The 12,854-nt window shown below is 49.2% G+C and carries 10 protein-coding genes and 1 pseudogene; 5 read left to right on the top strand and 6 right to left on the bottom strand.

The window, feature by feature from the left end; genetic code table 11:
- The first annotated feature begins 3 nt into the window (after nucleotides 1-3).
- From pepT to MES37_RS24715, 5 genes are all read left to right on the top strand, one after another.
- Nucleotides 4-1,233, top strand: coding sequence for a peptidase T (pepT, locus tag MES37_RS02385; RefSeq protein ID WP_237930028.1), 1,230 nt, complete (start codon nucleotides 4-6; stop codon nucleotides 1,231-1,233).
- Between the two features lie 136 nt (nucleotides 1,234-1,369).
- Complete coding sequence (locus MES37_RS02380; RefSeq protein WP_133521433.1) at nucleotides 1,370-2,599, top strand: sensor histidine kinase; 1,230 nt, start codon at nucleotides 1,370-1,372, stop codon at nucleotides 2,597-2,599.
- An 18-nt stretch (nucleotides 2,600-2,617) separates the two neighbouring features.
- Complete coding sequence (locus tag MES37_RS02375; RefSeq protein ID WP_064546880.1) at nucleotides 2,618-3,670, top strand: response regulator transcription factor; 1,053 nt, start codon at nucleotides 2,618-2,620, stop codon at nucleotides 3,668-3,670.
- 145 nt (nucleotides 3,671-3,815) lie between these two features.
- The gene (metK, locus tag MES37_RS02370; protein WP_237930027.1) at nucleotides 3,816-4,964 is read left to right on the top strand and encodes a methionine adenosyltransferase; all 1,149 of its coding nucleotides are present in this window, start codon (nucleotides 3,816-3,818) and stop codon (nucleotides 4,962-4,964) included.
- A 27-nt stretch (nucleotides 4,965-4,991) separates the two neighbouring features.
- Complete coding sequence (locus MES37_RS24715) at nucleotides 4,992-5,396, top strand: BMC domain-containing protein (protein ID WP_121813426.1); 405 nt, start codon at nucleotides 4,992-4,994, stop codon at nucleotides 5,394-5,396.
- Nucleotides 5,397-5,518: 122 nt separating this feature from the next.
- Here MES37_RS24715 and MES37_RS02360 read toward each other — a convergent pair whose 3' ends face one another.
- The 6 genes and pseudogenes from MES37_RS02360 to pduB all read right to left on the bottom strand — a co-directional run bounded on the left by MES37_RS02360 (nucleotide 5,519) and on the right by pduB (nucleotide 12,833).
- A complete protein-coding gene (locus MES37_RS02360) occupies nucleotides 5,519-6,328 on the bottom strand; it encodes an MIP/aquaporin family protein (RefSeq protein ID WP_133521429.1) in 810 nt (269 codons plus the stop codon).
- A 37-nt stretch (nucleotides 6,329-6,365) separates the two neighbouring features.
- Nucleotides 6,366-7,288, bottom strand: a pseudogene (locus MES37_RS02355) (glycyl-radical enzyme activating protein).
- A gap of 262 nt (nucleotides 7,289-7,550) precedes the next feature.
- Nucleotides 7,551-10,088: a glycyl radical protein gene (gene grpM, locus MES37_RS02350; protein ID WP_237930026.1), complete on the bottom strand. Its 2,538-nt coding sequence runs from the start codon at nucleotides 10,086-10,088 to the stop codon at nucleotides 7,551-7,553.
- Between the two features lie 84 nt (nucleotides 10,089-10,172).
- Entirely contained in the window at nucleotides 10,173-10,472 is a 300-nt protein-coding gene (locus MES37_RS02345; RefSeq protein WP_064546887.1) for a BMC domain-containing protein, read from the bottom strand.
- Between the two features lie 11 nt (nucleotides 10,473-10,483).
- Entirely contained in the window at nucleotides 10,484-11,995 is a 1,512-nt protein-coding gene (locus tag MES37_RS02340) for an aldehyde dehydrogenase family protein (protein WP_237930025.1), read from the bottom strand.
- A 52-nt stretch (nucleotides 11,996-12,047) separates the two neighbouring features.
- On the bottom strand, nucleotides 12,048-12,833 hold the full coding sequence (gene pduB / locus MES37_RS02335; protein ID WP_121813420.1) for a propanediol utilization microcompartment protein PduB: 786 nt from the start codon (nucleotides 12,831-12,833) through the stop codon (nucleotides 12,048-12,050).
- Between the last annotated feature and the right edge of the window lie 21 nt (nucleotides 12,834-12,854).

Here is a 12,854-nt window from a genome sequence, read left to right as displayed (position 1 = left end):
ACAATGTCATCGCCGCTCGCAAACCAATTAACGCAACGCTTCTTCCGCTACCTCGCGATCACCAGCCAAAGCCAGGCCGGTGCAACCACTTTGCCAAGCACACCCGGCCAGCATGAAATGGCGCAGTTACTCGCCCGCGAACTGCGTGAGTTCGGTCTTGATGATGTAGTGATTGACGAACATGCCACCGTCACGGCAGTCAAAAAAGGCAACGTTGAAGGAGCGCCACGCGTGGGGTTTATCACCCACATTGATACCGTCGATGTCGGTCTGTCACCGGATATTCACCCGCAGGTGTTACGTTTTAACGGTGAAGATCTGTGCCTTAACCCCCAACAAGATGTCTGGCTGCGCACATCTGAACACCCGGAAATCCTGGCCTATCCAGGTGAAGAAATTATTTTTAGCGATGGCACCAGCGTGCTGGGCGCCGACAATAAAGCTGCCGTTACGGTGGTGATGACGCTGCTGGAAAACCTGACACCTGACATGTCGCATGGCGATATTGTTGTCGCCTTTGTACCCGATGAAGAAATTGGTTTATGCGGCGCAAAAGCGCTGGATCTTGCGCGCTTTGATGTCGATTTTGCCTGGACTATCGACTGCTGTGAATTAGGCGAAGTGGTGTATGAAAACTTTAACGCCGCCCATGCTGAGATTCGTTTTACTGGCGTAACCGCCCACCCGATGTCAGCCAAAGGCGTATTAGTGAACCCATTATTAATGGCGCACGATTTTATTAGCCATTTCGACCGTAATCAAACACCGGAGAATACCGAAGGACGCGAAGGTTATATCTGGTTTAACGGCTTGAACACCACCCAAAATGACGCGATATTGAAGGCGAATATTCGTGATTTTGATGGCCAATCGTTTGAAGCACGTAAACAACAGATTCGTGATGTCGCCGCGATAATTGCTGCACAGCACCCAACAGCTAAAGTCGACGTTTCCATTAGTGATACTTACAGTAATATCAGCAACGCGATTAAAGAAGATCGCCGGGCCATTGATCTTATTTTTGATGCTATGAAAGAGTTGAATATCGAGCCGAAAGTTATTCCGATGCGCGGCGGCACTGACGGCGCGGCACTTTCCGCCAAAGGGTTATTAACACCTAATTTCTTTACTGGTGCACATAACTTCCACTCTAAATTTGAGTTTTTACCACTACGGGCATTTGAAGCTTCGTATAACGTGGCATTAAAACTTTGCCTGCTGGCCGCAAAATAGATCTATTCCGGGTTCTGGTGTTAGCGTGAACCCGTCTTCCCTTCTGACGCTGCATGTGACCCGATTCAATTTTTTACTGGAGCCTTTAGGATATATTTTCAATGTCTGTCAATAATTAAATTGGTCGGAAATTGGAATGAATAATAAATATAAATTACACGAATTTCTTGATGTCAAACGGCTTCAGACGTTACAGGATAATTTTAGCAAGTCGATGATGATTGCCCTCGTGGTGGTTGATAACGATGGCATTCCGGTGACGACTCCGAGTGGGTTTTCCAATTTTTGTGCGCGTTCCCGCCTTAACTCAGCACTTGCCCAACATTGCCATGAAAGCGACAACGCCGGTGGCCGGGCAGCAATGGAAACCCTTAAACCTGTGGTGTATCGCTGTTACTGCGGGTTTGTCGAGTTTGCCGTGCCAATCATGATTAATGACCATTATCTGGGAGCCTTTATTTCTGGCCAGGTAAAAGTTGAAGAGGAAATGGAGCAAACCATTCCATATATTCTGGATAATAATGAGGTCTGGCAGAAAAACCCGTGGTTAATTAATTTACATGACAACACCCAAAGAATGCCTTATGAACGTTTTGAGTCCACCGCCTCCACACTGCTGCATGTTTCTTCTTATTTAGTCGAACAAGCTCATGCTAATAATATTCAACGTGAGTTGCATAAAAAAGATCTGGAACTTACTGATGAACTCAGAAAACGTGTTGAGATTGAACGTTCATTACATGAGGCTGAATTTAAAGCCTTGTCTTATCAAATTAACCCCCATTTTTTGTTTAATGTTTTAAATACTATCGGACGACTGGCTTACCTGGAAGATGCCACGCGTACCGAAACAATGGTTCATGACTTCTCTGACATGATGCGTTATTTATTACGCAAAAGTAACCATGGGTTAATTACCATGAATCATGAAATAAACTATGTTAAGAGTTATATGTCGATCCAAAAAGTCAGAATGAGCGACCGTTTTGATTACCAGTGTGACGTCCCCGATAAATATCTTGATATTGTCTGCCCGTTCTTAATACTACAACCGCTGGTTGAAAACTTTTTCAATTATGTAGTAGAGCCACGGGATACCAGCAGTTTCCTCCTGATACGTGCAGTCGACGATGGACGTGATGTTATTCTTGAAGTCACCGATAATGGCGATGGCATTTCACAAGAGAACATTGCCAATATTTTATCAGGCGATCAAAATCGCCTGAAAGGCAGTATCGGTATTAATAACATTCAAGACCGCCTGCGCTTGTTATTTGGTGAAAGTTATGGGCTGGAAATTATCAGTGCTCATCAACCCGCAATGGGCACCACTATCAAACTGCGTTTCCCTATGCTGCAAGCCTGATAACGACGGAGAGTTAACATGTACAACATTGTTATTGTGGAAGATGAGCCGATTGAAACTGAGTCATTACGGCGCATTATTTCACGTTGCGTGGATAATGCGGTGATCCATGAAGCCGCCACTGGGAAAAGAGCCATTCATCTCATTGATACGCTGGAACAGATCGATATGATGTTTGTCGATATTAATATCCCGTTGCCTAACGGCAATCAGGTTATTGAGTATTTAAAAAGCAAAAACAATGACACCAAAGTGATCGTCACGACAGCCAATGACGATTTTGATCTGGTGCGCAGCATGTTGAACCTGAAAGTTGACGACTACCTGCTTAAACCGGTGAAACAAAGCATTCTGACCGAAACCATTAAAAAGACGCTGGATGTTAATGAAGCCGATATTGCCGCGCTCAAAGAGCTAAAACAGACTATTATTTGCCTGATCGAAAGTTGCGATTACGCCCAATGGCACAGTTTTATCTTTAAAAAACTCGATGATGCCTGCACCCGCAAATCGCTGACGGCCGATCAACGTAAAACCGTGACGGATGTGCTGGAAATACTGCATCAATATATTACGACGCAGGGCGACAAAATGGTGCCTACCGGGAAAAAAATCGCCGCACTCATTCAGGATATAACCCAGCACGGTTTAACCAGCACGGCCTATTACCGGATAATGATCGGCCTGCTGACCATCAGTGAAGAAGTGTTTGACCATGCTCTGAAGCATTTCAACGGCAATATGGACTTCACCGAGCGGGCAAAATTCCACATCGAAAAGAATGTGTTAAACAATCTCACGCTTGACGATATCGCCGCGAAGTCTTTCGTGAGCACCTGCTATTTAAGCCGTGCATTTAAGAAAAATATTGGCACCGGTTTTTCAAATTATATTGCCAGCCGAAAAATAAGCATTGCGAAATCGCTGTTGCAATTCAGTAACCTTAAGGTCAATACCATTGCCCTTGAATTATCTTACCAGGATGCGAATTATTTCTGCCGCATCTTTAAAAAAGAGACCAGTATGGCTCCATCTGACTACCGCAAAATTGTCTCTCCCGAACTGCATTAATCGCTCCCCCCACTCGCCTTGGCAATATTGCGCAAGGCGTTGTGGGTAAAGCAAAAAAGTCCACCATGCCAACAAGATAGTTTACCTCTGTAGCCAGCCTTGCCCTCTAAGATGGAGAAATCCTGTTTTTCAGAGTGGATCTCCTTTGGACGATTATCTATTTACCTCCGAATCCGTGGCCGAAGGGCACCCGGACAAAATGGCTGACCAGATTGCCGATGCCATTCTGGACGCGTATCTGCTCCAGGATCCGTGGTCAAAAGTCGCCTGCGAGTGCATGGTGAAAACCGGTATCGCCATCGTGGCCGGGGAAATCGCATCCTCTGCGGTGGTGGATGTTGAAACCATTGTGCGCAACACGATTAAAGCCATTGGTTATGACCATTCCGATCTCGGTTTTGACGGTAATACCTGCGGCGTGCTGAATATTCTCGGTAAACAATCTTCTGATATTGCCAGCGGTATTGCGGGCTCCACTCGCGAATTACTCGGCGCAGGCGATCAAGGGATCACCTTTGGTTTTGCCTGTAACGAAACCCCCGAAGCAATGCCCGCAACGCTGGTTTACGCTCATCGTTTAATGGCGCGACAAGCGATGTTGCGCAAGTCCAGACGACTGCCCTTCCTGCTGCCGGACGCCAAAAGCCAGGTGACGCTGCGTTATTGCAACGGCCAGATCCAGGCTGCGGATACGATTGTGGTTTCCACGCAGCACCACCCGGATATTTCACTGGAGCAACTGCGCGAAGCGGTTATTGAAGAGATTGTAAAACCGGTGATTCCTGCTCAGTGGCTTACCCCGCAAACCCGTTTTCTGATTAACCCCGCCGGGCGCTTTGTGATTGGTGGCCCGGTGGGTGATTGCGGCCTGACGGGGAGAAAAATTATTGTCGATACCTACGGCGGAGCCGCTTGCCACGGCGGTGGCGCTTTTTCAGGAAAAGATCCCTCAAAAGTTGACCGTTCAGCTGCCTATGCGGCGCGTTATGTGGCGAAGAATATTGTCGCGGCAGGTCTCGCAACACGTTGTGAAGTCCAGCTGGCGTGGGCTATCGGTCTGCCTCGCCCCGTGTCGATTCGTATCAATACCTTTGGCAGCGGGAAACTTGCCGCCAGTACCCTTCAGGAGCGGGTCGCTCGTCATTTTGATCTCAGCGTTTACGGAATCATAAAATCGCTGGATTTGCTGGTGCCACGTTATCGTCAAACCGCCTGCTACGGCCATTTTGGCCGGGATATTTTCCCATGGGAAAAAACAGATAAAGCAGCGGTTCTGCGCGCTGATGCGCGCTAACCCCAAAGTTTTTCACAGGAGAACGTTATGTCCGGGCAAAGTTTAGGTTTGATTGAAACCATTGGGCTAGCGGCGGCAATCGAAGCCGCTGATGCCGCGATGAAATCCGCCAATGTCCAGTTGGTAGGTTATGAACTGACTAAAGGTGGCGGCATGGTCACCGTCAAATTTGAAGGCGATGTAGGCTCGATTAATGCGGCGGTTGCCGCAGGTGTAGCGGCGGCGAACAAAGTGAGCACGGTTTACGCTCATCGGGTTATCGCGCGCACCGCCGAGGGTATTGATAACTTTATTCACTCCGCCGATACCGTGGGGCTTGCGCCGGTAATAACGCAACAAGCACCGCCGGTGGTCAGTCTTGAAATACCGATAGTGATGTTAGAAGACGAAAGCAAGAAAAAGCCGGGTTCAGGGAAACATAAAAAGCGCTAAGCCGTGAGTCGCCTGGTAATGGTGGATGGCGCGCTCGCGCTTTTCCACCCTATTAAAACAAATACTTATGAAACCGCGCAGGTCGGATAAGCGCAGCGCCATCCGACGCTGCATCTCGTAAACTACAATTGGCTATCCTCCACCTTGCACGTATTACACGGCAAATTCCTCGCGATACCGAAGCGATAGATTGCCGCCCCAAGACAGGCACCAATAATGGGCGCGACTATCGGCACAATGAAATAAGGAATATCACGGCCACCGGTCATTGATACCTCTCCCCAACCGGCGAAGAACGTAAATAATTTAGGACCAAAATCACGAGCAGGATTCATCGCAAACCCGGTCAATGGTGCGGTCGCCGCCCCGATAACCGCCACCAGAATACCAATTAACAATGGGCCTAATGGGCCGCGCGGTACGCCGTTACCATCATCAGTCAGCGCCATAATCAAACCCATCAGCATAGAAGTGATGACGATTTCTACAAACGCAGCTTGCCAGACGCTAATAGCTGGCGACGGGAAGGTACTGAAAATACTAGCTAATTGCAGGCTATCTACGCTACCCCGCACCATGTTGTGCGCGGTCTCATAGTCCGTGAAAAGGTTGTGATACATCAGATAAGCGAGCATTGCGCCGCCAAAAGCACCGGCAATTTGGGCAATGCTGTATGGGAGTACTTTGCGCGCCGGGAAGCAGGCGAATAACCATAGTGCAATGGTAATCGCCGGGTTAAGATGCGCACCGGAGATCCCAGCAGTTAAATAGACCGCCAGCGAGATGGCCAACCCCCAGACAATACATATTTCCCACAAACCAAAACTCGCGCCAGCGACTTTTACTGCCGCCAGGCAACTGATACCAAAAAACATAAACAATCCGGTGCCGAGAAATTCCGCGGTGCATTGGGCTCTGAGTGAATCGTTCATAGGTTACCCTGTTTGTGATTGATTATTCATATATCGACTAACCGCCGATATGACATTGAAACCCTAATGACTCTATTTCATTCTTTAATAGCGTCATTTTTTTTCACTTATTTTTTGAACATCACCCAGCGGATAAATACGGCCTAAAAGCTGATATTTATTTTCGCCGTAAGAGTGATAAGGTAATAAATGAATGGTGTCGACATTCGACATTAAGCGGGCAAACTCACCGATACTGCGAATCTCTTCGATATTGTCGTTTACGCCCTGAACCACCGGAATACGGACAATCACTTTGGTGATAAACGACATTCTGATCAGGTTTTCAAGAATGCGGCGGTTATCCACACCGGTGTTACTGAGATGCACTGTGGGATTAATCGCCTTGATATCAGCCAGTGCGAGGTCAACATACGGGAATACTTCATCAATCACTTCAGGTTGAGTAAAACCAGTTGTTTCAATGGCGGTGTGCCAACCCTTTGCCTTGCACGCTTTCAGTAATTCACGAGCAAACTCCGGTTGCGCCAGCGGTTCGCCGCCAGATAGCGTAATACCGCCACCTGAACGCCGGTACAGGTTTTCCTCTTTTTGTAATTCACGCATTACGTCAGCCACCGTCATGCGTTTACCTTTCATTTCCAGAGCCTGAGTTGGGCAAACTTCGCAGCATTTCCCGCACTGAATACAAGCTGAACGGTCAATGAAATAAGGATTGGTGACTGATAACGCTCGCTGCGGGCAAATATCCACACATTTGCCACAACGAATACAGTCATTCTTTTTAAAGATTAATTCCGGCTGTGGCCGTTGTGATTCTGGATTACTACACCACTTACACGATAATGGGCATCCTTTTAAAAAAGGAATGGTGCGAATGCCGGGGCCATCATGCAAAGAATAGCGCTGAATATTAAATAACACGCCTTCCATTTGGTCATCCACTTTATTATTTAGCATATTGCTCACGCCCTAAGCAGCAATTAATAAAAGGGTCATGTGACCCACAGGTTCGATACCCGTTAGCATTCGAGTTGCAGGTAGGCGGCAAGGGAGCTACAAATCTGTCTGGAACAGATTTGAACAGCGCTTGCGCTGGCCCGAAGGGTGAGCCTCATGGACTAGGCTCATAATCCCCAGGAGCTTACTTGAGTAAGTGACTGGGGTTAGTGAGTGCAGCCAACACCCCTGCAGCTTGAAGGATGACGGGTATAAATATTAATTAAAGCTGTTGCTCGGTACGGCTAATAATATCGTCCTGAACTTCCTTCGCCAGCACCACAAATTGCGCACTGTATCCGGCGACGCGCACCACCAAATCCTGATGCTGCTGAGGATTATTTTGCGCTTCCACCAGGGTGTTACGGTCAATAACGTTAAATTGAACGTGCATCCCTTTTTTGTCGAAGTAGTTTCTCACCAGGCCACTGAAGTGGCGCAAACCGTTTTCCCCGGCCAAAGAGGATGGCAGGAACTTCTGGTTGTAGAGCGTTCCGTTAGAAGCAATAAAGTGGTCGAGTTTTGCCACCGAATTTGCCGCCGCCGTAGGGCCAAAGGTATCTTTACCCTGGCGCGGAGAAACGCCATCGGCCAACGGTTCTTTCGCCAGGCGACCATCCGGCAGCGCACTCACATCCTTACCAAACAGCACGTTAGCCGAAACTGGATAGATACCCGCCTGGAACTGGCCGCCGCGCGGATTGGTGTATTTCTCCACTTCCTGGCAGTAAATCAGCGCACAGCGACGCGCCACAAAATCAACATCGTCAATGTCGTTACCGAAGCACGGCGTGTTTTCCAGAATATGGCGAATTTCTTCAAAACGGGAACTGTTGCCGCTGGCTGTCGGAGCCGCAGATACGTTGGCAAGCTGGCGGTAAACTTCATTTTTAATCGCCGCCGCATCAAGCGAACCGTGGCTATCAATAATGCGTTTTACCACTTCGTAGACGTCTTGCTCACCCAAAGAGGATTTCGCCGCCACGCTTCCCACCTGATGGCCAAAGTTGGCATCCAGCGCCCCTTTCAGTTCACTGAGCGTCAGTTTGCGATCTTCAAATACCTGTTTCTGGATGGCATAAACCGAGTCGCCGGTATCAGCGATACCAAATGCCTGCGGGCCGGTGAAGTTATAGATTGCCCCACCTTCCTGCAAAGATTTACCGCGCCCGATACAGTCATCCACCAATGCCGACAAGAACGGCAACGGGCAACGTTCGCCATGTGCAATATCGACGCTGTTACACGCTTCAACCAGTTGATGAACAAAGTGCGCCATCTGTTTGCTGAACGCGGTATAGAAATCGTCAATGTTGGTGTACTGGGTCATTTCCCCGGTCACAGGGCCGAGTTGTTTGCTACCGGCACGCCCGTTGTTAAGGGTGATTTCGAGGACTTTTGCCACGTTAAAGAATGCCGCATCATGCCAGCCTTCTGTGCGATGTGGGGCTTGTGGTTCCACGCAGCCGATAATGCAGTAATCACGCGCATCACGTAGCGATACGCCACGGTTTTGTAGCGCCGGAATGATCACTTCATCGTTGTACATCGCTGGTACACCCAGCCCCAAACGCACCAGTTCACAAGCACGATACAGGAAGGTATCAGGCGAACCTTGCCAGACGCGAATCGAGAACGACGGTTGCGGCAAGCGAACGTGGGCCGTCGCTTCCATACACATGTAGCTCAGGTCGTTGGTGGCATCCAGCCCTTCTTCGGTCTGGCCGCCGACGCATAAATTCTGGAACACCGCATAACCGGCAAAGGCCTGCGCGGAGACTTCATCACGCGTTTTGTTGATGTCGTTAAGTTTGATCCAGCAGCAGTCCACCAGTTCTTGAGCAAATTCTTTGGAGATAGCTTGGTCTGCCACCAGATACGGATACATATACTGGTCGAAACGCCCTGGGGAAATAGAGTGGCCGCTGGATTCAATCTGCAACATGCTCTGGATGAACCAGAATGTCTGGCACGCTTCCCAGAAGGTGGTCGCGCCGAATTCAGGTACCCGCGTACAGTTCTGGGCAATTTGCTCAAGTTCGTGTTTACGCGTCGGGTTGCTTTCCTGTTGAGCAAGGCGAGTCGCTTCTTGCGCATAGCGATGAGCAAAGTTAATCGCGGCGTTATAGCTGATGATTACCGCGCGATAGAACTGTTCTTTCTTGATGTACCCCGGTTCGCTGCGGTCGAGCGCTTCCAGCGCACGCGTCACTTCATTGATGATGCCGCGAAAACCGATTTTCAGCACTTTGCCGTAATCCACACTCACGTGACCTACGCCGCCGTAGAAGTAGTTCCCTACGGTGAACACGCCGCCCGCCATACTCTCTTTGGTACTTTCTGACATATACGATGCCGCCAGCGAGCTGGTGGTTTTACCCGGCCAATATTTAAAAGCTTCATGCAGGTCTTGGGCGGTTTTTTTCGGAATAATAAAAGGATCGGCAACACGATGCTCCATGGTGTCGAATTCTTTTTCTACCCAGTCGTAAGAAAATTCCGGGCAGACCTCTGTAGAGCGCGGATTAATAGTGACTGCGCCGACAATTAATTCGTCCGGACGTATCGTTACCGGTAATTCATTAAATATTTTCTCAACTACTTTTGCCCGACGCATAATAGCAGGCAGTTGCTCACTTTCTTTATAAGCTTCGGTTGCCAGCACTGCACGCTCAGATTCCACATAAGGCTTAGCCTGTAGGATCATATTTTTGAGTCTGACAACACGGTCGGTTGGATGAGTAAAACCTTTCTCTAACATAAATACTCCTGGAATGAGTTATTTAATCTAATAGGCTTCAGAGAAATCACCTGCGAGAAGTCATATTCTTTCCATCGCAAATGCTCAGAATGTATTAACGTCGTCTGTTATTAATCGCATGGCTTCATTAACGGCTGACACTTCGCCAAATATGGCAAGGGTGGTAACGTGTTGTGGGCAACTGCCATGAATTTCCGAAACCACAACATGCGCACTTTTACTGGCGACATCGGCAAAGAAATAGAGATCGGGTATTGGCAACATCGCCAGGCCAATCGCATCAATGCGAATCGAGTCCAGACGTGAGCGGAACTCACTGGGCATCCGCCGTTTCAGCATCGCCAGGGTTTCAGGTGTGGGTGCATTAATGATGCGTTTTTTCATCTTCTGGCACCTCAGCGCACGTTCAGCGCTTCAACCATCACACAACGGCGATTTCTGGCGAAAGCCCGCGCCGACGTCAAACCTTCACCGGTCGGCCCGGCAATGGTAAAGGTGGTGTACCCTTCTCCGCCAACACCCAGTCCCGCATACGACGGCCCATTTTTGACAAAAATAGTGGTCTGGATCTGACGTGCCATTTTGGTGAGTTTGTCGACATTGGTAGAGTGCATGATGGCGGTGTGGCGGTTGCCATGTTCGACTTGTACTGCTAATTCAATCGCTTCATCGACGTTGTCGACCCGCACCACCGGCAGCACCGGCATCATCAGTTCATGCACCACAAATGGATGATGTTTCTCAGTTTCAATTAAGATGACTTTTGTCTCAATCGGTGCGTTTACGCCCAGTTGTTGCAGAATGTAGCGTGCATCTTTGCCGACAAAAGCAGTATTCGGGCCCGTGCCTTTTTCGTTTAACACCAGGGTTTGCAGTTGCTGAATCAGTTTCGGGTCACACAGCAAATACGCTCCGCTTTTTTTCATGCAATGAATCAGATAATCCGCGACCTGGTTGACCACAATCACTTCTTTTTCCGCAATGCACGGTAGGTTGTTATCGAAGCTGCAACCTTTAACGATGTCACGGGCCGCTTGTTCAAGATCTGCCGTTTCATCAACCACCACCGGCGGGTTACCTGCACCAGCACCAATGGCTTTTTTCCCCGATGACATCACAGTTTTCACTATCGCCGGGCCGCCTGTCGCCACCAGCATATTGATACGCGAGTCGTTGATTAACGCGTTGGTGTTATCAATAGAAGGTTGCGTTACCGTGACGACCATATTGGCGGGCGCCCCAAGGCTTGCCAGCTTGTGGTTAATTAATTCAACCACATACAATGAAACGTTACGTGAACGGGGATGCGGACTGAATACCACGGTATTCCCTGCGGCCAGCATGCCGATACTGTTGTTGATGATGGTTTCGGTGGGGTTGGTGGTCGGCGTTATCGAACCAATCACGCCATACGCGGAATATTCGGTCAGCGTCAGGCCGTTATCACCGCTTAACGCGCCGGTGGTGAGGTCTTCCAGCCCCGGTGTTTTAAGCGCTGCAAGACGGTTTTTGGTGAACTTATCCTCTATGTTCCCCATGCCCGTCTCTTCCACCGCCATACGCGAGATGGCACGCAAGATATCATCTTGCAGGAAAACCTCGCGGATACCCTGAATAAAGTTGGCGCGGTCGTGCATCGAGCAGTGGCGATACTGAACCTGGGCAACCACTGCCGCCGCAATGGCTTCATCCATGGAGGCGAAAGTGCCGCTGCCCGCGGTCATTGGCTCGCGAACCACAGAAATTGCAGGTTGCTGTGCCAACGCTTTAGCGATAATCGCATCCAGTGGATCGCTTTCCTGCCCGGTCGTAGCAGCAGGTTTGGCCTGTGGAGCGACATCCGGCGTGGTTTTGGTGTACTTACTCAGCACGTTCGAAACCGCCTGAGCAATGTCATTATCATTCATGCTGTTAATTTCCTTGCTGCACATCGCTTCACAAGCATTTTGCGCCCGCGGCTTAGATATAAGGTTTGGTAGCAGACTGAATCGGTGCGGGGTCCAGGGTGGCGAGCAGTTGCAACCCGACTTCTCGTGCCGCAATCACTGCCTGACGAACCGCTCCGGAATCACCGGCAAAGGTGAAGATCACTTCGTTGCTAAAGCTGGTGCCGTTTGCCGGGCTGGCGTAACCAATCGGCTCGATAATGGCTGATTTTGCTGCGGCGTCAGCTATCAATACGCCGATTGCCGCCGGGCAAGCACAGGTCATGCCGAAGGATTTGCCCACCGGTGCACCAAACGCTTTATTCAACGCGTGGCTGGCGCGTGCGGTGTATTGAAATTCCAGATGACCTGCAGGAGAACCGTAAACATCGCCCATGGTGCGGTCGATTTCTGCCAGCGCCACTTCAATGGCACGACGCACGTCAGAAACATCGGTTGCACCGAAAATAATCAGGCAACCGTGTCCACCACCGCCTTCTGTATCGCGAGCCAGCTCAATGGATAATATTTCGCTGTTGGTCGCTTTAATGGCTTCATCAGCCGCAAATATATGTGGCCCAGCCCCAGTACGCGCGCCAAGAATACCGATGGAGCGATATTTCTTGTCGATTTTCATCACTTCATGTAATTGATTATCGACATTGGCAATCACCAAACCAATTGTGTGCCCCATTGCAGTGCCAACAAATTCTGTTAAACCACATGCGGCAATACTGGCGGTATTTTTACCCGTTGCACTGACATCAGTCTGTTTATTCATTACTTCAGATATAATCTGCTCAACAAGATTATCTCTCATGGTCAGTATCCTCTGGCATTA

Source organism: Buttiauxella sp. S19-1, from assembly GCF_022134725.1.
Taxonomy (GTDB): Bacteria; Pseudomonadota; Gammaproteobacteria; order Enterobacterales; family Enterobacteriaceae; genus Buttiauxella; species Buttiauxella ferragutiae.
This window is presented reverse-complemented; position numbering and strand designations above follow the sequence as displayed.

Coding starts and splice junctions, on each gene's coding strand:
- MES37_RS02380 (WP_133521433.1), top strand. CDS start 1,370: ATGAATAATAAATATAAATTACACGAATTTCTTGATGTCAAACGGCTT.
- MES37_RS02360 (WP_133521429.1), bottom strand. CDS start 6,328: ATGAACGATTCACTCAGAGCCCAATGCACCGCGGAATTTCTCGGCACC.
- MES37_RS02345 (WP_064546887.1), bottom strand. CDS start 10,472: ATGAAAAAACGCATCATTAATGCACCCACACCTGAAACCCTGGCGATG.
- MES37_RS02340 (WP_237930025.1), bottom strand. CDS start 11,995: ATGAATGATAATGACATTGCTCAGGCGGTTTCGAACGTGCTGAGTAAG.
- grpM (WP_237930026.1), bottom strand. CDS start 10,088: ATGTTAGAGAAAGGTTTTACTCATCCAACCGACCGTGTTGTCAGACTC.
- pepT (WP_237930028.1), top strand. CDS start 4: ATGTCATCGCCGCTCGCAAACCAATTAACGCAACGCTTCTTCCGCTAC.
- pduB (WP_121813420.1), bottom strand. CDS start 12,833: ATGAGAGATAATCTTGTTGAGCAGATTATATCTGAAGTAATGAATAAA.
- MES37_RS02375 (WP_064546880.1), top strand. CDS start 2,618: ATGTACAACATTGTTATTGTGGAAGATGAGCCGATTGAAACTGAGTCA.
- MES37_RS24715 (WP_121813426.1), top strand. CDS start 4,992: ATGTCCGGGCAAAGTTTAGGTTTGATTGAAACCATTGGGCTAGCGGCG.